15 protein-coding genes are annotated in these 18,110 nt (G+C 46.4%); 6 read left to right on the top strand and 9 right to left on the bottom strand.

What is annotated here, in order from left to right; translation table 11 throughout:
* A partial coding sequence (locus NA59_RS03525) for a POTRA domain-containing protein (RefSeq protein ID WP_044408011.1) occupies positions 1-743 on the bottom strand: 743 nt, incomplete at its 3' end.
* Between the two features lie 265 nt (positions 744-1,008).
* On the opposite strand from NA59_RS03525, the gene NA59_RS03520 reads away from it, so the two are divergent.
* Positions 1,009-1,998, top strand: coding sequence for an AraC family transcriptional regulator (locus NA59_RS03520; protein WP_232504024.1), 990 nt, complete (start codon positions 1,009-1,011; stop codon positions 1,996-1,998).
* A 366-nt stretch (positions 1,999-2,364) separates the two neighbouring features.
* Here the strand turns inward: NA59_RS03520 and NA59_RS03515 are convergent, their stop codons facing one another.
* Positions 2,365-3,255, bottom strand: coding sequence for an Rpn family recombination-promoting nuclease/putative transposase (locus NA59_RS03515; protein WP_044408005.1), 891 nt, complete (start codon positions 3,253-3,255; stop codon positions 2,365-2,367).
* Between the two features lie 290 nt (positions 3,256-3,545).
* On the opposite strand from NA59_RS03515, the gene metK reads away from it, so the two are divergent.
* From metK to gshA, 4 genes are all read left to right on the top strand, one after another.
* Positions 3,546-4,703 (top strand): methionine adenosyltransferase, encoded by a 1,158-nt coding sequence (metK, locus tag NA59_RS03510; protein WP_044408003.1) that lies wholly within the window; start codon positions 3,546-3,548, stop codon positions 4,701-4,703.
* A 2-nt stretch (positions 4,704-4,705) separates the two neighbouring features.
* On the top strand, positions 4,706-5,575 hold the full coding sequence (gene metF / locus NA59_RS03505; protein WP_044408000.1) for a methylenetetrahydrofolate reductase [NAD(P)H]: 870 nt from the start codon (positions 4,706-4,708) through the stop codon (positions 5,573-5,575).
* Between the two features lie 11 nt (positions 5,576-5,586).
* On the top strand, positions 5,587-6,330 hold the full coding sequence (locus NA59_RS03500; RefSeq protein WP_044407998.1) for a 16S rRNA (uracil(1498)-N(3))-methyltransferase: 744 nt from the start codon (positions 5,587-5,589) through the stop codon (positions 6,328-6,330).
* A 94-nt stretch (positions 6,331-6,424) separates the two neighbouring features.
* Positions 6,425-7,735 carry a glutamate--cysteine ligase gene (gshA, locus tag NA59_RS03495; protein ID WP_044407997.1) on the top strand — a complete coding sequence of 437 codons (1,311 nt, stop codon included), beginning with the start codon at positions 6,425-6,427 and terminating at the stop codon, positions 7,733-7,735.
* On the opposite strand, the gene NA59_RS03490 is transcribed toward gshA, so the two are convergent.
* Positions 7,715-9,067 (bottom strand): anti-phage deoxyguanosine triphosphatase, encoded by a 1,353-nt coding sequence (locus NA59_RS03490; protein ID WP_052501435.1) that lies wholly within the window; start codon positions 9,065-9,067, stop codon positions 7,715-7,717. The two genes, gshA and NA59_RS03490, sit on opposite strands and share 21 nt — an antisense overlap.
* 172 nt (positions 9,068-9,239) lie before the next feature.
* On the opposite strand from NA59_RS03490, the gene NA59_RS03485 reads away from it, so the two are divergent.
* On the top strand, positions 9,240-9,941 hold the full coding sequence (locus NA59_RS03485) for an FKBP-type peptidyl-prolyl cis-trans isomerase (RefSeq protein ID WP_044407994.1): 702 nt from the start codon (positions 9,240-9,242) through the stop codon (positions 9,939-9,941).
* A 225-nt stretch (positions 9,942-10,166) separates the two neighbouring features.
* Here the strand turns inward: NA59_RS03485 and htpG are convergent, their stop codons facing one another.
* From htpG to guaA, 6 genes are all read right to left on the bottom strand, one after another.
* Positions 10,167-12,095, bottom strand: coding sequence for a molecular chaperone HtpG (gene htpG / locus NA59_RS03480; protein WP_044407991.1), 1,929 nt, complete (start codon positions 12,093-12,095; stop codon positions 10,167-10,169).
* 469 nt (positions 12,096-12,564) lie between these two features.
* Complete coding sequence (locus tag NA59_RS03475) at positions 12,565-13,149, bottom strand: hypothetical protein (protein WP_044407989.1); 585 nt, start codon at positions 13,147-13,149, stop codon at positions 12,565-12,567.
* Between the two features lie 24 nt (positions 13,150-13,173).
* On the bottom strand, positions 13,174-15,252 hold the full coding sequence (locus NA59_RS03470) for a chemotaxis protein CheA (protein WP_044407986.1): 2,079 nt from the start codon (positions 15,250-15,252) through the stop codon (positions 13,174-13,176).
* Positions 15,253-15,295: 43 nt separating this feature from the next.
* Positions 15,296-15,871 (bottom strand): chemoreceptor glutamine deamidase CheD, encoded by a 576-nt coding sequence (cheD, locus tag NA59_RS03465; protein WP_044407984.1) that lies wholly within the window; start codon positions 15,869-15,871, stop codon positions 15,296-15,298.
* Positions 15,872-15,994: 123 nt separating this feature from the next.
* The gene (tadA, locus tag NA59_RS03460; protein WP_044407981.1) at positions 15,995-16,531 is read right to left on the bottom strand and encodes a tRNA adenosine(34) deaminase TadA; all 537 of its coding nucleotides are present in this window, start codon (positions 16,529-16,531) and stop codon (positions 15,995-15,997) included.
* Complete coding sequence (guaA, locus tag NA59_RS03455) at positions 16,522-18,102, bottom strand: glutamine-hydrolyzing GMP synthase (RefSeq protein WP_044407979.1); 1,581 nt, start codon at positions 18,100-18,102, stop codon at positions 16,522-16,524. Before guaA ends, tadA begins: the two co-directional genes overlap by 10 nt.
* Positions 18,103-18,110: the final 8 nt, after the last annotated feature.

Genomic DNA, 18,110 nt, shown 5'->3' with positions numbered 1-18,110 from the left:
GCGTTGGCACGCCATGCGCCGGTGTAGTAGCTGCCGTAGTTGTCGATCCAGGCGTTGCCGGTGTAGCGTGGGGTGGCGCGAAAGGCGACATCGACCCGGGTGGTGCCAAATTCGCGGCCGCGCTGGAGATTGGAGGTGGCGCTCACCCCAGCGAGGTCGTTAAGCAGGAGCATGCCGCGTTCCATTTTGGTGGCGCGGATAATGTCGTTTTGGTCGGGGCGTAGCGCGTGGTTAAGGGTTTGGTTGATGCGTTGGTTGCTGAGGTTAACGCCCTGCCCCGCGGTGACGTTGCGTTCCCAGTTGCCGCCGCCTTCTATGCGTCCGGGTTGGATGCGGATTATCAGGTTACCTTCGGTGATGTCTTGTTCGGGTAAGTAGGCGAAGGCGAGGAAGTAGCCTTTGTCATTAAGGTATTCGGTGATTTTGGCGGCAAGATGTTGCAAGCTGTTAAAGCCGTGCTGTTGGCCTATCGCATCTTGGATGATGCGCTGGAGTTCGGGTTCGGTGGCGAGGCCGTTATAGTTTTCAAATATTACCGACTTAAGGAGGATGGTTTCGCCTGTATCGGGCATCGGCGCAGGGAGTTGCGAGCCGAAGGCGGGGGTGATGTCAAATTGGGGGATGTTGGCTTCTTGGTCACGCAGTAATGAGCCGGCGTCGGGGGTTTGGGCGTGGGCCAGTGTTTGCGATGTCAGCCCGGCCAGCAGCGCGAGCAGGGTTAAATGATGTTTTTGATGACGCATAGAGAACTCCCTTTCATTGTTTTAATATTGTTAGATAACCTATCCCAGCACGGGTGAAATTCATTAAATGCGAACTTCCAGCGCTTATAAAAACTGGGGTTTTTCGATTTAATCTAATGATAAAGAAGATCGCTCAAAATTTAACTATCCATATTTGCCAGTTTTCTATCAATTTGCGTCAATCTCGGTTTTGCGTGTTTTTAAACGCTATTTTTGTCTTAAAATAGCGAAACGAATGATTTATAACCTAAACAATGAGACCCCGATGAACGCTAAAACATACAATATCTGTCAGGAATTTTATGCGGCTTGTTACACCTTGGACGTGGATAGTGAACCGGTGCTTAACGCGATTGGTATATCAACCCATGGCGAGAAGTTAAATAGCTTATATATAACCGCGCTCCAAATCAGCAAGCTATTTGAGGCTTTGGTGGTACGCTATGGCAAGGATGATTTCCATATTAAATTGGCAGATGGATTTTCAAAGGCGGCGTTTGGCCATGCCTTTTTAGCCTTGCAATGCAGTGAAAACCTAGTCAGCGGCGTGCACAGAGTGGCGCGTTTTAAAGAAATCATTGAGCCGGTGCGCTGGCATATTACTGAAACCCAGGATCGATTAAGCATTGAGTTGCAAAGCCTAAGCGAGGATTTTCCTTTGTATGGTATAGCGCAAATTATGAGTTTTTTGTGGTTGGTGAAAAGTTGCCGCAATGTTAGTGCGAGAAAGGTGGTGCCACAGAAAGTCACCCTAACCGATCCGGCGCCGCATCAATTGGAAATCGAGCAGGAAATGGGCTGTAAGATCGAGATCGGCGATAAACCGGTGATTGAATTTATGCTTGTTGATTTAGCTCATCCGGTGTTATCAGTGAATCGGTTTGTGACCAGTGGCTTAGAAGCTGGTGTAGCCAAAGCGGATATGCATCAGGCCGAGGATATAAGTTTGGTGAATGCTGTTTATCAAATTGTCAACGAACTATTACCTTCAGGGGTAATTACCAGCGAACGTGTGGCTCAGCGCATGGCTTTAGGCAAGCGGACCTTGGAGCGCCGACTATCCGATCAAGGGGTTCGCTTTTCGGACATAGTCCGCAGTTGCCGAAAGGATATGGCGCGTCATTATTTACATAACACCCAGTTAGCGATGCATGAAATAACCCTATTGCTAGGATTCCGCGAAACTAATTCGTTTTATCGCGCGTTCAAGGATTGGTTTGATTGTACACCGATTGATTTTCGAAGCCAGCGCTAACCCGAATAGGTTGGCGAACAAACCGACGTACAAAGTCGGCCGGAGATTGCCGCGTCGCTTTGCTCCTCGCAATGACAGAATCAGCCGTCATTGCGAACGCAGTGAAGCAATCTTTTGAACCAGAGCTCAGTCGGTTGGAGATTCCGGCCTTCGCCGGAATGACGGGGGATGTGCGGTTAGCTGGAGATTCCGGCCTTCGCCGGAATGACGGGGGATGTGCGGTTAGCTGGAGATTCCGGCCTTCGCCGGAATGACGTGTGGTTTGTGGTGCACAGTCGGCTGGAGGTTCTGGCCTTCGCCGGAATGACTGGATGTGCGGTTGGCTGGAGATTGCCGCGTCGCTTTGGCTGAATAACTACAATTTATTCACTTGCGCAAGGATTGGATTTGGTCAGATGGTAAGTCTGTGAGTTCAACAATCATGTCGTTATCAAACCCTTTCCTTATTAATGTCTTGGCAATTTCTAGTTTTTCTTGAATTCGACCTTCTTCACGACCTTTTGCAATTCCACGCTCCTCGCCACGGATTTCGGCCTCCTCAACATGGGTATCAATCACGTTTTTCATGTCGCGGTAATACTTTAGGCTGGCTTCATAGGTTTGGCGCTCAGTTGGGGTGAACTTGGCGATGCTGGCTTTTTCGAAGATGCGCAGGAAGATTTGTTGTTGTAGTCGGCGTGGGATGTCGTGCAGTTTATGTAGATTTTTGAATAGGAATAACCATTTGTCTTGGTCGGTGTCGAGTTCGTCTTCGGTTTTGGTGAAGTTGGGCATGGTGAGGTATATGAACATGCATTTGTCGTAGAAAACTTGGTTGTGTTGGTTTTTGAGCTGTACGGTATGCACCACATCTTTGTTGCCAGCGGATTTGTCTTCGTCGAATTCAAAGTCTAGGATGCCGATGGTGTAAACGGCATCGAGTTCAAAATCCCAGTCGTTGCCGCGCTCGGCTTGTTGTTGGATTGGGAAGCTGGCGTAGTAGACGCTGCGGTCTTTAAAGAACTTTTGTTTGGCTTTTTGGATTTCAACGATGAAGTGTTCACCGGATGGGCTGGTGCAATTCAGATCAAACACCGCGCGGCGATCCAGCTGGGTGGCACCGAGTTTTTCGTTATGGGTGAAGTTGAGCGCTTGGATTTGATGTTTCTGCGGCAACAGGGTATTGAGGAACGCAATCAGATTGTCCTTGGAGTCTTCTTCGCCAAACAGGCGTTTGAAGCCGTAATCGGTGAATAGGTTGAGGTATTTTTCTTTCATGCGCTGGCCCTGCTTGGTGTTTTTACAGAATGCTAGTATAGCAGAGTGGATAGGTTTGATGGTATTACGAACACCCGTGTCATTGCGAACGCAGTGAAGCAATCTTTCTCACTTTCTATTGCACCCGATTTGGATTGCTGTTTGACACTTTTGTTAAATCTGACATAATAATGTTTTTGCGCCGATTTGAGAATCAGCTTGCGGGCGCGTTACTAAGTACGGCTAAAGCGAGGACTATTCCCGCCTCTTTCCGTACCTCACTTTTGTTTTTTTGAATTGCGAGGTTGCACATGACAACAACTGTTTTTACATCTGAATCTGTTTCTGAAGGCCATCCTGATAAGATTGCTGACCAAATTTCTGACGCGATGCTGGATGCTATTTTGCACCAAGATCCACGCGCGCGCGTGGCTTGCGAAACCTTTGTTAAAACCGGCATGGTGTTGCTGGGCGGTGAAATTACGACTAGCGCTTGGGTTGACCAGGAGGAGCTTGTGCGTAACGTGGTCAAAGAGATTGGCTATGACAGCGCTGATTTAGGTTTTGATGGCGATACCTGTGCGGTATTATCCGCCATCGGCAAACAATCACCTGAAATCGCGATGGGTGTGGATGAGTTTGATGACCATGAACAGGGCGCTGGCGATCAGGGCTTGATGTTTGGTTATGCCTCAAACGAAACCGATGTGTTAATGCCCGCACCGATTTATTATGCCCACCGTTTGATGGAGCGCCAAGCGGCAGTTCGCAAATCAGGCGAGCTGGCCTGGTTGCGTCCGGATGCAAAAAGCCAAGTCACCCTTCGCTATGAAAACGGCAAACCTGTTGCGATTGACGCGGTTGTGCTTTCTACCCAGCATAGCCCAGACATTGGTAATGCGGAATTACGCGAAGCGATTATGGAAACCATTATCAAGCCTACCTTGCCAACAGAATGGTTGCATGCGAATACCCAATATCACATTAACCCGACTGGGCGCTTTGTGATTGGTGGGCCCGTGGGCGATGCTGGATTGACAGGTCGTAAGATTATTGTCGATACTTACGGCGGCATGGCGCGGCATGGCGGCGGTGCATTTTCAGGCAAAGACCCATCAAAAGTAGACCGTTCAGCCGCTTACGCAGGGCGTTATGTGGCGAAAAACATTGTGGCGGCGGGTTTGGCTGATAAGTGCGAAATTCAGGTGTCGTATGCGATTGGTGTCGCACAGCCTACTTCAATCAGCATTGACACCTTTGGCACTGAAAAAGTGGCGGTGGCAAAAATTGAACAATTGGTTGCCCAACACTTTGATTTACGCCCAAAAGGCTTGATTGCGATGTTGGATCTCTATCGCCCGATTTATCAAAAAACAGCGGCTTATGGGCATTTTGGTCGTGAATTACCCGAGTTTACCTGGGAAAAAACCGACAAGGCCGAGGCGCTTCGCGCTGATGCGGGGTTGTAAGCATGAAATCACAACAAAAATACCCGCAGGGTTTTAGCCTTGAGTGTTTTCCACCTCGCACCCCAGAAGGCAGCGAGAAGCTGAATCAGGTGATTAATGAGCTGGGTGTACTGAAGCCAGAATATGTGTCGGTCACTTATGGCGCAGGCGGCACAACCCAAGAAAAAACCCTTGAAACTGTGACGCACATCCAGCAAAACACCCCCTTTGATGCGGTGCCGCATTTGACCTGTATTGGCGCTTCTAAAGACAGTATTCGTGGGTTATTAAAAACCTACCAAGACTTAGGCATCAAACGTATTGTGGCGTTACGCGGTGATATGCCTTCGGGCATGATGGACCCGGGTGAATTTAAATATGCCGCCGATTTAGTGGCGTTTATTCGCCAAGAAACCGGTTCTCAATTTACCCTCGAAGTCGCCGCTTATCCTGAAACCCATCCTCAAGCGCGTAACTGTGATCAGGGGATCAAACACTTTAAACACAAGGTCGATCAGGGCGCGGATGCGGCGATTACCCAATATTTTTTCAATGCGGATAGCTACTTTTACTTTATCGAAAACTGTGAGAAAAACGGGATTGATTTGCCCATCGTGCCAGGCATTATGCCGATCACCAATTATGAGCAGTTAATTCGCTTCTCATCAATGTGCGGGGCGGAAGTGCCGCGTTGGTTAAAGTGCCGTTTAGAGAGCTTTGACGAGGATACCGTGGGTCTGCGTGAGTTTGGTCAGGAATATGTCACCCGACTTTGCCAGCGTTTGCTGGATAACGGTGCGCCAGGTCTGCACTTTTACAGCATGAACAAAACCCAACCCACCCTCGATATCGTCCGCGCCCTAAACTGGCGCAATGATAATTTACAAATGTAAAACTAAGGCTTATGCGCATTCCTCGTTTATATTTAGCTGTGGATTTACAACCAGGCCTGGTGGTAAATCTTAATAAAGATCAAGCACATTATGCGCTCACCGTATTGCGTTTGAAGAACGCGCACCCTGTGCAGGTGTTTGATGGGCTGGGGCAGCAAATAGATGGAGTGCTTCAGATTCTCAGTCGTCGTGATGCCCAAGTTCTTCTCGGTGAGCATCTTGAACGACCAAATACCGAATCGCCACTTAACACCCTGTTGCTGCAAGGTATTTCACGCGGCGAACGAATGGACTATTCACTGCAAAAAGCCGTGGAGCTGGGTGTAACAGAAATTCAACCGCTGTTTACTGATCGTTGTGAGGTGCGCTTAGACGCGGACAAAGCGGAAAAACGCCGCCAACAATGGCAAGCCTTGGTCATTAGCGCCTGTGAGCAATCGGGACGCGCACAGGTTCCCATCGTTCACGCCCCCGTTACATTAGAACACTGGATTGGTCAACTCACACAACCCGCACAAGGTCTAGTGCTTGACCCTTATGCCCAGCAGACACTCCAAACCATATCAAAGCCAAGCCACTTGCAAGCTTTTGCGTTGCTCGTCGGCCCGGAAGGCGGGTTAACTGACATGGAGGTGCAGCTTGCACAAAATGCTGGTTTGACCGCTATACGACTTGGCTCACGCATTTTACGCACCGAAACCGCCGCCCCGGTAATATTGAGTTTATTGCAAGCCCAGTGGGGTGATTTAAATTAACCCAAACCCAATTCCCGACTAAAAAACTCGGGAATTAGCGTTTTAATATTTGCTATAATTCGCGTTTTAATTATTCACCAAAGAGACGACAACCATGCCGCACGCTTATCAAGTTCCCCATTTAAAAACGGCGCTTAAAGGCCCTTTGCTTGAGCTTGAATCCCACCTGCTTGATCATAGCGTTGCCATCGAAGCTTGGTTTCGTCAACAATTTCGTGATACCCCAGCTCCCTTTTACGCCTCGGTTGATTTGCGTAACGCGGGCTACAAACTTGCGCCAGTGGATACCAATTTATTTCCAGCGGGTTTTAATAATTTACACCCCGATTTACGACCACTGGCAGTTCAGGCGACCCAAAATGCAATTACTCAAGCCTGCCCGGTCACCGATGGCGTGTTGATTATTCCTGAAAACCATACTCGTAATATGTATTATCTTGAGAACCTATGTACCCTCAAAGAAATTATAGAAAATGCCGGTTATGAGGTGCATATCGGCTCGCTCAATCCCGAAGTTGTCGAATCGACCGATATCAGCCTACCCTCAGGCAAAACTTTAAGGCTTAAACCGCTTAAACGTCAAGGCGAGCGCGTGGGGGTGGATGATTTTTTCCCTTGTGCGGTATTATTAAACAATGACCTTTCTGGTGGTCGCCCTGCGATACTGGAAAACATCGAGCAAACCCTACTCCCCCCATTGGAACTCGGCTGGGCCACGCGTTATAAAACCCACCATTTTATGCATTATGCGGATGTGGCGAAAAGCTTGGCGGAATTGGTTGACATTGATCCTTGGCTTATTACGCCTGAATCGGTGCAATGCGGCGAGGTGGATTTTAAAAATCACACCGGGCTTGACCGCCTAGCGGAAACGGTTAATCAGGTGCTGGCAAAAACTGAAGCTTATTATCACACCCACGATATCGACTGCAAGCCGTTTGTGATTATCAAGTCGGATAGTGGCACTTATGGGATGGCGATTATGTCGGTATACAATGCGCAAGACGTGTTGAATTTAAACCGCAAACAGCGCAATAAAATGACCTCAGCCAAAGAGGGACTTAGCGTGAACACGATGTTGGTACAGGAGGGGGTCTATACCTTTGAAACCGTGGATGAGGCGGTGGCTGAACCGGTGGTGTATATGATTCACAATCACGTGGTGGGCGGGTTTTATCGCATTCACACCGGCAAAACCGCCACCGACAATCTCAACAGCCCTGGGATGCACTTTGAACCCATGTCGTTCCAACAGTCTGGCGTAATCCCCGACCAAACCCAAGAACCCGATGCCGAGCCAAATCGTTTTTATGCCTATGGGGTTGTTGCGAGATTGGCCTTATTGGCGGCGGCGCGTGAAATTCAGTCGGCAAAGAAATCATCGCTAGAGTCGATCAAAGATTGACCCACTTCGTGGCATAAAAAACTTTTCATACAGGCGCGAGGCATAGGTATTGGTCATGCCGGCAATGTAATCACAAATAATCCGTTTTCGCTCGCGCGCGGATTGTGCCTTGTTGATTTTCTGTAAGGTATTGCTTGGCAGCAAGCGATCGGTATTCGCCTCCAGGGCTTTAAACAACTCCATCACAATCAACTGCCCTTTATACTCCATACCCTTAACTTCTGGAATACTAATCACGTTTTGATAAACAAAGCGTTTTAATAGATCCAGCACAACAGATTGCGACTCAGGTAAACAGGCTTGAAACCGCAACAAGGGATGGTTGAAGGTTTCATTTTGCTTGACATACACATGTTCAACCATCAGGCCGACCATCTTACTCACGGCATGTTTACGTGATTTCGAGCTACTGCTAAACAGGCGCTCTGTCATCACCTCATCCCAAAGCGCATGTTGTTTGAATAGCGGATCTTCCATCACTTGCGCTTGCCATAGATCACGGGTCACCATTTTCATCGCCACCGCATCTTCGAGATCATGAATACCATAGGCGATGTCGTCAGCTAACTCCATAATGGTGGTATCAAAGGCTTTATGTGCGGTTTTTGCATGCCCGGAATCAGATGGAATAAGCTGGGTAAAGGTTTGACGATCGGCTTGGCTAAAAGGCGCTAACACCCAATCAAACTCCGCCGTCTCTTCGGCATAAATACTTTTAGGCGGATACCAGGCCTGCATATTCCATGTTTTGAAGTTACTTACTTCCGGTTCGGCCAATTGCTGTTGATAAGCGGCGTTCTTTGCCACGACCTGATCATAAATAGCGGGATATTTGAGAACACCCAATGTAGCGCGCCGGGATAAGTCGATACCGTTATCTTGGGTGTACTCACCTAACTTGGTTAGAATTCGCAGTGTCTGCGCATTGCCTTCAAAGCCGCCATCATTACGCATCATATAATTAAGCGCCACTTCACCACCATGTCCAAAAGGCGGGTGCCCCAAATCATGTGCTAAACAAATTGCCTCGATCAAATAAAATGAGGGTAGCCAATCCATATAGGCCTGACCTTCGCCATCGGTTATGAGTTGCTCAACGATTCCCGAACCAATCTGCGCCACTTCCATCGAATGTGTTAAACGAGTACGAAAGAAATCCGATTCATTTAAACCAAAAATCTGTGTTTTCGATTGCAAGCGTCGAAAGGAAGCCGAATGGATGACGCGCGCTCGATCCCGCTGATAGACAATCCGCGCAGGTCTAGCCGGATATTGGTTTAAAAACTCCGTGTACTTCTGTGTCCAAATCGCTTCTTGCTCTATGGCATTCATAGCACCCACTCACTTTTTTTGTAGATGTCAGAGCTAAGCAAAATATATACCCAAACAACTTTTGAGGTGGTTTGTCGCACCTATTCATCACGCAAGGCTGGCATCAAGATCTAATTGGGTTTATGATTCTTTTCTATTCATTTTTTTAATCTCTACAACTCAAGAGGATTTTATGCAGTCTTTATCCCGTATTTCACGTCATCTATTGCTAGCCAGCTCACTGGCCTTCTCCAGCGCTACGTTCGCCGACTTATCTACAGCGGAACAACGTGCTAGTTACGCCATCGGGGTCGACCTTGCGAATAATCTGACTTCACAAGGCATTGAGTTAAGTGTTGAGGCTTTTTTACAAGGTTTAGGGGATACGTTACGCGGCCAGTCATTAGCCTTAACCGAGCAAGAGATGGCCAATGCTATTCGTGAGTTTACCCGTGACCTTGAAATAAAACAAAATGAACGCTTGGCATCGATCGCTGAAGAAAACCTCCTGCTAGGCCAAGCCTTTTTAGCAGAAAACAAGAAGAAGCCGGGCATCGTCACACTGGATAGTGGCTTGCAATACCGTGTTATCGAACAGGGCAAAGGCGCACACCCTACGGATCAAGACAGAATTATTGCCCACTATACTGGCAGGCTAATTGATGGCACGGAGTTTGATAGCTCTTATAACCGTGGAACGCCAATTGAGTTTGAATTAGGCGGTGTGATTGCAGGCTGGCAGCAAGCATTAAAATTAATGAAGCCGGGCGCAAAATGGGAAATCTTTGTACCGACAGACTTAGCTTACGGTACGCAGGGCGCAGGCAATGTGATTGGGCCCAACGAAGTATTGATTTTTGACATTCATTTTATCGTTACGGCGGTGAATGACTAAGAAAATTTAGATATAAAAAAAGCCCGCTTTAAGATCTAAAGCGGGCTTTGTCATAAGACAATAAAAGCTCTTCAAGAGGAGTTGTTAAAAACAACGTCTACTATATTAAACCAACCCCTCATTCATATCAAGATATTCTAATATCATTCTTTTATTATATTCTTATTTGCTGCGTTTTTATTCCCGAAAGCCAACCAGGCCTGGTTGACTTTTAGCGGCTTTTAGCTATTGTGCCGAAGACAGCAAGTTATTGACGCGTTTAATAAAATCAGCCGGCGAAGCTAATTGATCACCCTCCGCCAGCTGTGCTTGCTCAAACAGGAATAACGACCAATCTTTTAGCTTGGATTCATCTTCGAGTGACGCCAACTTTTTCACCAAGGCATGATCCGGGTTCAATTCTAGCACCGGTTTAATCTTCGGCATCGCCTGGCCCATCTGTTCCATCAGCTTCGCCATATGCGGTGTAATGCCGCCTTCTTGTGCGACAATACACGCCGGTGACTCGGTTAATCGGGTAGTCATCTTGACCTCTTCAACCTGATCACCTAGCGCGGCTTTCACTTTCTCAACGAGGTCTGTGCGTTGCTTTTTCTCGTCATCGGATAGACTGGCTTCATCCTCAGCAAACTCCTTGATGTCACCCTGCGTAATTGACTTGAGGGGTTTAGCGTCAAACTCCGTGAGGTGCGCCACTAACCATTCATCAATACGATCGCTAAGCAATAAAACCTCAATGCCTTTTTTACGGAAGGCTTCTAAGTGCGGACTGCCTAACGCCGCCGTATGCTTATCTGCGACAATAAAATAGATGGCTTCTTGTGACTCTTTCATACGTGATACATAGTCATCTAAACTGACACGCTGAGCCTTGTCGCCGGTGTGCGTGGTTGCAAAGCGCATGAGTTTGGCGAGTTTTTCACGGTTCGCGTAATCTTCAATCAGGCCTTCTTTGAGTACCTGACCAAATTGATCCCAGAAGGTTTCGTAATCAGTTTGGTCATCGGCTTTCGATAGCTTGGCTAGCTGATCTAAAACGCGCTTCACAGAGGCTGAACGAATCTTATCAACCACTTGATTACTCTGTAGAATTTCACGCGATACGTTTAAAGGCAAATCATTTGAGTCAATCACACCGCGTACAAAACGCAAATAAGCCGGCATTAAGTGCTCAGCGTCATCCATAATGAATACGCGTTTCACATAGAGTTTTAAGCCATAACGGCGATCACGATCGTACAGGTCAAAAGGGGCTTTACTGGGTATATAAAGTAACGAGATGTATTCGAGTGTTCCTTCGACCTTATTGTGCATGACCGACATCGGCTTTTCAAAGTCATGTGAAATGGTTTGATAGAAATTATTATAGTCCTCATCATTGAGGCTCGATTTTGGCTGGGTCCAAATGGCGGTCGCCTTGTTGATTTGCTTCCACTGCTTTTCCGTTACGGTTTGCTTATCTTCTCCTTCCCCTTCCCCTTCAGCTTCATCATTATCTGCCGCTACCGATACTTCCTCTAACATTTGAATCGGGAAATTGATATGATCTGAATAGGTGGTGACAATATTTTTCAAACGATAGTCCGTTAAAAACTCGTCCATCTCGTCTTTAAGGTGCAGTACAATTTCGGTTCCTTTTTGCGCTTTTTCAATCGTTTCGAGTGTAAATTCACCGTCACCGGCAGATACCCATTCAACACCTTGATCGGCAGCTGTACCCGCTTTGCGCGTGCGCAGCGTGACCTTGTCCGCGACAATAAACGCCGAATAGAAACCAACACCAAACTGGCCAATTAAATGACTGTCCTTTGCTTGATCACCGGTCATTTTTTCCAAGAATTTTTTGGTGCCTGAGTTTGCAATCGTACCAATATTCTCGATGACTTCATCGCGTGTCATACCAATGCCGTTATCACGCAAGGTAATGGTCTTTGCCTCTTTATCAAAGTCAAGCTGGATCACTAAATCACGCTCTCCTTCACTCAGTGCATCATTGGAAACCATCTCAAATCGCAGCTTATCCAGTGCATCAGAGGAGTTTGAAATTAATTCGCGCAAGAATATTTCTTTATTACTATAAAGTGCATGAATCATCAGCTTTAATAACTGTTTTACTTCCGTTTGAAATACATGCGTTTCTTTGTTATGACTCATTCAAAACATCTCCTTGGTTATGGGTTTAGGTTTAACAGCTATGTAATGGGGGTTTATTTATAAATTTCAAGCGAGCTAGGCCGGATATTTCATAAATTACCCGCACCCGCTTGTCTTTTGATTCTCCCAGCCCTTTTTTTTAGTCGGCAGCATCAATAGCACCAGCGCTCTTTTCAAAAAACACTGGCAAACCTATATCCTGAACGACCATCATGCAAATTTACAAAATACGGCTAAAACGAAAAAAGCCCCAAAAAGGGGCTTTTAATAGAGGGGTTTATGCCTAACTAGGAGCCTGTCGGACTAAACCAGTCGAAGCGAAAAAAAGTCTGGTTTAGCTTCGCTTTCTTCGATTGAGTCAGTTTTTGTTCAATTCCGAGGAGAATAGCGAGCTATTTGACGAGGAAGTGAACAAAAAATGGCCAAATCCAGCTTTTTTGCAGCCGATTGGCTTTAGTCCGACAGGCTCCTAGAACAGCTCGATTTCTTCTTGCTCCTCTTGCGCTTCATTCATACGCTTCATCATGCGCTCTTTCATAATTTCAATGGCTTGAACAGAGGGGATGTGTTGATCAAATATAAGTTCAAACAACTCTTCTTCTTCACGCATCGTTGTTCCACGGCGCACATTTTGTTTGAACTCATTCCACTCGGCTTCATCTTTTACACGCATTTCATGTGACACAATTTCAGCCAAACCCGATAAACCACGAGAGACATGCCCCAGACGCTGACTGAGTTTGTCATAGAACTGGAATGCAATAATCGCTTGCTGCATTTTCTGCGATAACTCGCCCGTTTGGTTTAACAAAAATGAATGTTGTTTATGAAATACCACATCATCGGTTTCCACTGCTGACATCTTTTCTGTTGCCGATTGAATCTCTTCAATATGCTGGGTCATGAAACGAAACGAATCAATCAGTGCATTAACAGAATTATCGCCCTCTGTAATAGACAGCTCAATTTGTGCAATCGATAGGTTTAATACTAAAATCGTTTCTTGTACTTCTTTTGACCCTAACGCATAGTCGGTTGTTTGCTGCAATTCCATTTCGTTATCCTTTAAAACTGATATTTAAGCCGCTGAAACAAGGCTAGGTTGTTTTTTGTCCATACCTGTTGTTTTATGAGAGATCAGCGCTTCTGCAATATCAATAATTAACGCCACTTTACCATCACCTAAAATCGTTGCGCCGGCAATACCGGATATTTTCATAAAATTACTTTCTAAACTTTTAATCACAACCTGTTGTTGACCCAGCAAATCATCAACGAAAATGCCTGAACGACGCCCGCCCTCTTCGACCACCACCAACAAGCCTTCTGACAAATCACTTCTGGCATCATTTACACCAAAGCGCTTATGCAAACGCACAACAGGGATATACTGGTCGCGCAGTTTATACAGCTCTGCTTGACCGGCAATACCTTTCACCAACGACTTATCGACTTGAATCGACTCTACAATAGATACTAATGGGAATACATAGGTCTGGCTACCCACAGAAGCAAGCTGACCATCCAGAATCGCGAGCGTTAAGGGCAAACGAATCGTAAAGATGCTGCCTTTACCACGCTCGGTTTGCACCTCGACACTGCCGCCTAAACCGCGAATGTTTCGACGCACGACATCCATTCCTACACCACGCCCCGAGACATCGCTGACAACCTCGGCTGTTGAAAACCCTGGGTGGAAAATTAAATCGACCAGGTCATCTTTGGTTAAACTCGCGTCGGCATCAATGATACCTTTATCAATTGCTTTTTGTTTTAACTTATCTAGATTAATACCCGCACCGTCATCGGTGATCTGAATGAGGATATTGCCGCCTTGATGGAAGGCGGCCATTTTCACCATGCCTTTGGCAGGTTTACCGATGCGCAGACGCTCCGCTGGATCTTCAATACCATGATCAATCGAATTACGCACGATGTGCACGAGTGGATCTGTCAGCTGTTCTAGCATGGTTTTATCCAACTCAGTGCCTTCACCTTCCATAATCAAGTCGATGTTTTTGCCTAGTTTTTGACTAACGTCATGGACAATGCGCGGCATACGGTTAAAGGCAAAACTTACCGGTAACATACGGATATTCATGACACTTTCTTGCAGTTCACGCGTATGACGCTCAAGATGGGTTAAGCCTTCTTTTAGTTTATCAACCCACTCTGTACTGTCTGGATTTTGCTCAGCTTGTTCACCAAACTGGCTCAACATGGACTGCGTAATAACCAGCTCACCCACCAGGTTTACCATCTGATCTATTTTACTTAAATTAACACGAATAGAACCGTCTTGCTGAGGTGCTTTCTTCTGCGGTTCCGCTGCCTTTGCAGGTGCGGCGGCGGGGTCTGCAGGCTTGGCTGTACTCACCGCCGCAGGTGAAGACGCTTGTTGAACTTCATCCATGTCAGATAAATCCTCATTTTCTGCTGCACTTACTACCGGCTCTATTTTAATTTCTGCCCCATCGCCATCTATCCATTCAAACACTTCTTTAATATCATCAAGATCAATCTCCATACCGGACAGGGTGAGAGTCCAGCTGATATATAAGTTTTCAGGATTAAATTCGGTTATATTAGGCAATTTATCTAGATGAGCCGTTACATCTAACTTACCTAAAGACTGCAACTCTCTAAAAATGCGCAGCGGCTCATTGCCAGTTTGCAACAAATTCTTTTCAGGTAGCAACTGAATTAACCAGCCTGATGGCGCATCAGAGGTCGATGCCGCTTTGTCTTGCTTTTTATCAGCTGAAGCAGGTTGGCCGCCTAAAATTGCTTCTAACTGGCCTTGAACGTGGCTAGCTCTCGCTTCATCAATCGGTTCGTGATTTTGAAGCTTGGTTAACATATCTCGCAATATATCAACCGCCGCCAGCATGACGTCGATTGATTCTTGGGTCACATCACGCTTAAAATCGCGCATTTCGTCAAGCAATGTTTCTAGAACATGGGTAAAGCCCGCAATTTCTGAAAAGCCAAAGGTACCACTTCCACCTTTAATCGAATGCGCTGCACGAAATATTTCATTAATCTTCTCTGAGTCCGGGCTGCCAGGTGGAAGCTCAAGCAGACCTGCTTCCATAATTTGTAAACCCTCAAAACTCTCTTCCAAGTAAGTTTGCCTGAACGTTTCCATCATATCCATAGTATTATCCCCAGAGAAAATTAATTTAAATTATTGCGATTTTCTAAAAAAGTTCAACATCGCCTTCAACAGGCTTATGGTCAATTTTATTAAAGTAACTGCTTTCTTGATCAACCAACGACTGATTATGCATCGCATTAAGACGACGGACTCTGACGCGTCCGGATAACGGATAGTACATGACTTTTCGTGGAAAAACATCACCTATATCCTGTGAAACAACTTTAAAGCCTTCTGTATAAATATAGTCAAACACAAAACCTATGTTATACCAACCGATATTGGTCATCGAGCTCATAATGCGCCCGCCACCAAATATTTTAAATTCCAACCTTTCGCGCTTGGCACCTGAGCGCAACAGGGCGTTGACCATGTTTTCCATCGCATAGTTACCGTAACGGTTAGCATCGGACAGGGCCGAATCACGACTGGCGTTTTTTTCAACGGGTAACATAAAGTGATTCATGCCGCCAATACCCGCCAGAGGGTCACGAACGCAGGCAGAAATACAGGATCCCAAGACGGTTTCTATGCGCTCTTCTTCACGAGTCACATAAAATTCACCGGGGAGTATTTTGATAGTTGGAATACCTTCAGCTGGATCAATACTTTTTTGCATAGTTAGTTTTAAAATTTAAAAAATTCATCATAACGCTTACTTAGCTTAAATTCCATAGCCATTTTAAATTCGGCTGAAAAAAGTGGTCTTTTTTTAACATATAGCCCATTCAAGAAGCTAAACCTATCGCTTTTGCTTCTTCTGTGCTCGGCGACGTTTAAAAAAATCCGACAGTTGTTGACTGCATGTTAAGGCCAACACAGAAGATTCAACCTCAACCTGATGATTTAATCTATCTGAGCTCACCAAATTAAAAACCGAGCCTGCTGCGCCGGTTTTTAAGTCGCAGGCACCATAGACTAACCGACTTATCCGTGCATGCACTATCGCGGCCGCACACATAGCGCAGGGTTCCAATGTAACATAAAGCGTGGTATCCGGTAGGCGATAATTAGCGGATACACGTCCCGCTGAGCGCAACGCCATCATCTCGGCATGCCCTGTGGGGTCATGTGAAGAAATCGAGTGATTATAGCCAACAGAAATACAACACCGGTCTTTGACGACCAAGGCCCCGACGGGGACCTCGCCCAAACGCTCTGCAAATGCCGCTAGCTCAATCGCTAACTGCATCCAAACCCTGTCCTGCTCGACCTGTGATAAGCTTGTTAGCAGCGTAAACCCCAACAGATTTTGTGGGTCACGAAAGCTTATTCCCATTCAATCGTAGCAGGTGGTTTACTGGAGATATCATAAGTCACACGTGAGATGCGTGGAATTTCATTGATGATACGGTTTGACACCTTCTCTAAAAACGCATACGGCAAATGTGCCCAGCGCGCTGTCATAAAGTCAATGGTTTCAACCGCACGTAAACTCACTACATAATCATAACGTCTCGCATCTCCGACTACGCCCACCGACTTTACCGGTAAAAACACGGTGAAGGCTTGCGAGGTTTTATCATACAGGTCGGCTTTACGTAATTCTTCGATAAATATATGATCGGCTAAACGTAAAATATCGGCATATTCTTTTTTGACTTCTCCCAAGATACGCACCCCCAGGCCGGGCCCTGGGAAAGGATGACGATACACCATATCGGCGGGCAGGCCTAACTCCACACCCAGCTTGCGTACTTCATCTTTAAACAATTCACGAAGTGGCTCTAGCAGTTCCAGCGCCATATCCTCTGGCAGCCCACCCACATTATGATGGGATTTAATCACTTTTGCTTTACCGGTTTTTGAACCCGCCGACTCAATCACATCAGGATAAATTGTGCCTTGCGCCAACCACTTCACATTTGTTAACTTTGACGACTCCTCATCAAACACTTCAATGAAAGTGTGTCCAATAATTTTACGTTTCTTTTCAGGGTCCGCTTCGCCAGCTAACTTATCCATAAAGCGTTTTTCTGCATCAACGCGTATGACTTTAACCCCCATATTTTGGGCAAACATCGCCATGACCTGATCGCCTTCTTTGTAGCGAAGCAAGCCATGATCCACAAACACACAGGTGAGCTGATCACCAATCGCTTTATGCAGCAAAGCCGCTACCACAGAGGAATCCACACCGCCCGACAAACCTAGTAATACATCATCCGTTCCGACCTGTTGACGAATGCGTTCAATCGATTCTTCAACAATGTTCGCAATCGTCCATAATTTTTCACAGCCACAGATCTGCGTGACAAAGCGCTCAAGAATGCGCAAACCCTGTTTGGTATGCGTGACTTCAGGATGAAACTGAATGCCGTAAAATTTTTTCTCTTCATCGGCCATACCCGCCACTGGGCAGCTATCCGTGCTAGCCATTAACTTGAAGCCATCAGGCATTTTCTCAACGCGATCACCGTGCGACATCCACACATCTAACAAGCCGTGCCCTTCTGCATTCACATGATCTTCAATATCACGGAACAGTTCAGTATGACCACGCGCTCTGACCTGGGCGTAACCATACTCATGTTCATCGGCATGAATAACCTGACCACCAAGCTGCTGAGCCATAGTCTGCATACCATAACAAATACCAAGCACCGGCACGCCTAACTCAAACACTAATTCAGCGGCTTTAGGGGCATCATCACCGATCACTGTTTCAGGGCCACCAGACAAGATAATTCCCTTAGCGCCAAATTGTTTAATAAAGTCTGGCGCGGTGTCCCAAGGTTCAATTTCGCAATAAACGCCAATTTCGCGTACACGGCGCGCGATCAGCTGCGTGTACTGTGAGCCAAAATCCAGAATAAGAATACGATGTTCGTGGATAGAATGCTGTGTCATAAAAAGTC

This window comes from Thiomicrospira microaerophila (genome assembly GCF_000934765.1).
GTDB classification, from domain to species: Bacteria; Pseudomonadota; Gammaproteobacteria; order Thiomicrospirales; family Thiomicrospiraceae; genus Thiomicrospira; species Thiomicrospira microaerophila.
The sequence above is the reverse complement of the archived record's forward strand: the minus strand, read 5'-3'. Positions and strand labels throughout refer to the sequence as shown.

Bases quoted from the DNA above. Each gene is read 5' to 3' on its own strand.
- NA59_RS03520 (WP_232504024.1), top strand. From the start codon at position 1,009: ATGAACGCTAAAACATACAATATCTGTCAGGAATTTTATGCGGCTTGT.
- NA59_RS03515 (WP_044408005.1), bottom strand. From the start codon at position 3,255: ATGAAAGAAAAATACCTCAACCTATTCACCGATTACGGCTTCAAACGC.
- metK (WP_044408003.1), top strand. From the start codon at position 3,546: ATGACAACAACTGTTTTTACATCTGAATCTGTTTCTGAAGGCCATCCT.
- metF (WP_044408000.1), top strand. From the start codon at position 4,706: ATGAAATCACAACAAAAATACCCGCAGGGTTTTAGCCTTGAGTGTTTT.
- NA59_RS03500 (WP_044407998.1), top strand. From the start codon at position 5,587: ATGCGCATTCCTCGTTTATATTTAGCTGTGGATTTACAACCAGGCCTG.
- gshA (WP_044407997.1), top strand. From the start codon at position 6,425: ATGCCGCACGCTTATCAAGTTCCCCATTTAAAAACGGCGCTTAAAGGC.
- NA59_RS03490 (WP_052501435.1), bottom strand. From the start codon at position 9,067: ATGAATGCCATAGAGCAAGAAGCGATTTGGACACAGAAGTACACGGAG.
- NA59_RS03485 (WP_044407994.1), top strand. From the start codon at position 9,240: ATGCAGTCTTTATCCCGTATTTCACGTCATCTATTGCTAGCCAGCTCA.
- htpG (WP_044407991.1), bottom strand. From the start codon at position 12,095: ATGAGTCATAACAAAGAAACGCATGTATTTCAAACGGAAGTAAAACAG.
- NA59_RS03475 (WP_044407989.1), bottom strand. From the start codon at position 13,149: ATGGAATTGCAGCAAACAACCGACTATGCGTTAGGGTCAAAAGAAGTA.
- NA59_RS03470 (WP_044407986.1), bottom strand. From the start codon at position 15,252: ATGGATATGATGGAAACGTTCAGGCAAACTTACTTGGAAGAGAGTTTT.
- cheD (WP_044407984.1), bottom strand. From the start codon at position 15,871: ATGCAAAAAAGTATTGATCCAGCTGAAGGTATTCCAACTATCAAAATA.
- tadA (WP_044407981.1), bottom strand. From the start codon at position 16,531: ATGGGAATAAGCTTTCGTGACCCACAAAATCTGTTGGGGTTTACGCTG.
- guaA (WP_044407979.1), bottom strand. From the start codon at position 18,102: ATGACACAGCATTCTATCCACGAACATCGTATTCTTATTCTGGATTTT.